The sequence below is a fragment of the Anabaena sp. CCY 9402-a genome, from assembly GCF_963920945.1.
Classification (GTDB): domain Bacteria; phylum Cyanobacteriota; class Cyanobacteriia; order Cyanobacteriales; family Nostocaceae; genus Trichormus; species Trichormus minutissimus.
The window spans coordinates 1-1,376 of sequence record NZ_CAWUDL010000187.1 but is presented as its reverse complement, the minus strand read 5'-3'; the positions used below and the strand labels follow the sequence as shown (position 1 = coordinate 1,376).

Annotated in this window: 1 protein-coding gene; it reads right to left on the bottom strand. The window is 39.8% G+C overall.

The features are described 5' to 3' along the window. Positions 1-109: 109 nt before the first annotated feature. Positions 110-1,276: an IS4 family transposase gene (locus tag ACM0OR_RS28205; protein ID WP_414579709.1), complete on the bottom strand. Its 1,167-nt coding sequence runs from the start codon at positions 1,274-1,276 to the stop codon at positions 110-112. Positions 1,277-1,376: the final 100 nt, after the last annotated feature.

Here is a 1,376-nt window from a genome sequence, read left to right as displayed (position 1 = left end):
CCTCTGTGTTGTGGTTTTTTAGAACGAAATTTTGATACAGTTTTTTTCACAACTCTGGGATTAATACGGTGAACACGTTCAGGTAAAAACGTATCTAAAATCTCGACAATTAACCAATCGAAAAAAAGGGAAATTCTTTTGGCTGTAAGTCTTGGAACTTAGGAATAGCACGGCGAATAACCCGTAATGTACCTGTAAAACTCAAGCGTAATGGTGGAACACCAGCAGTAGTTGCAGCTTGAAACATTAACACTCGTACTGACCAATGACCTAACAGCCAACCATAAATTTCTTGCACTACTTCTCGTGGTTTTTGAGAACGAACATGAGTTTTACGCCCTAACAGATGAATTTTTAACTCATCAAGGGTATTTTCGACTTCCCATCGTTGATGATATTCTTTGGCTAACAGTTCTGCCGGAAATTTTTCAATGTCTAATAAGCTAGTAATTAAACGATACCTCAGTTGTTCAGTCGGGTTTTGAGGATGCTCAATTGTGTATTCAATAACTCTCACCATGATTGGTTGACACCCCTTTTTTCGCAGCCTTCCTGAAGGATTAATCCAGGATAAATAGGAGCCGTCTTCTAACGGTTTTTCTGCTAAAAACTTCACATTGGCGGGGATTCTTCCTAAATAGTCACACACCTGGGATATGGTTTTGTGTACCATTTCATAGGAATGTAATCCCCTATCCCACATCAACAACATTCCTGATTCTACAGAGCGCAATAATTTTAAAGCTCGAACCCGTTCTCCCATACGATAAGGACACATTAAGGCATCAAATATAATATGTGTTCCTGCTTCTACCAATATGACTAATCTGACTTTGGGAAATGCTGCTTGTGTGCCTGGACGACTACCAGGACGACCAAAAACTCTCGCATTTTCTTCGCTATCTGGCACATCAAAACAGCTACCATCGATTACTACTACTCGTAATCCATTCAAAAATGCTCCTAATGTTTCATCCGTTGCTATTGGTTTTACTAGTTGATAAAATAATTGACTCATCACCCTAGCTCCCAATCTTTGTCGAGCTTGTGTAATTGCTGATTTACAAGGTACTCGCCAATATTTCCCTACCTTTACCCATGCATCAGTAAGGCCATCAATTAAATTCTTCAGTACATCTCGCATCGAGTCTTTTGACCACAGACTCATTGCAATTACAAGGCTTACCACCAATTGTGCTGGTAATGAGCGTTTGCGTTCTTCTTGAGTTTGGGTGTTAGCGATCGCCTGTTCAATTGCTGTTGCTGGAATAGCCATTTCTATTGCTTTCAGCAAATCAGCATTTTGTATCTCAGGACACACCAATGAAAAATCTCTCAGATGCACGACTCTTAATTTCTATTCTTGGCAACAATGC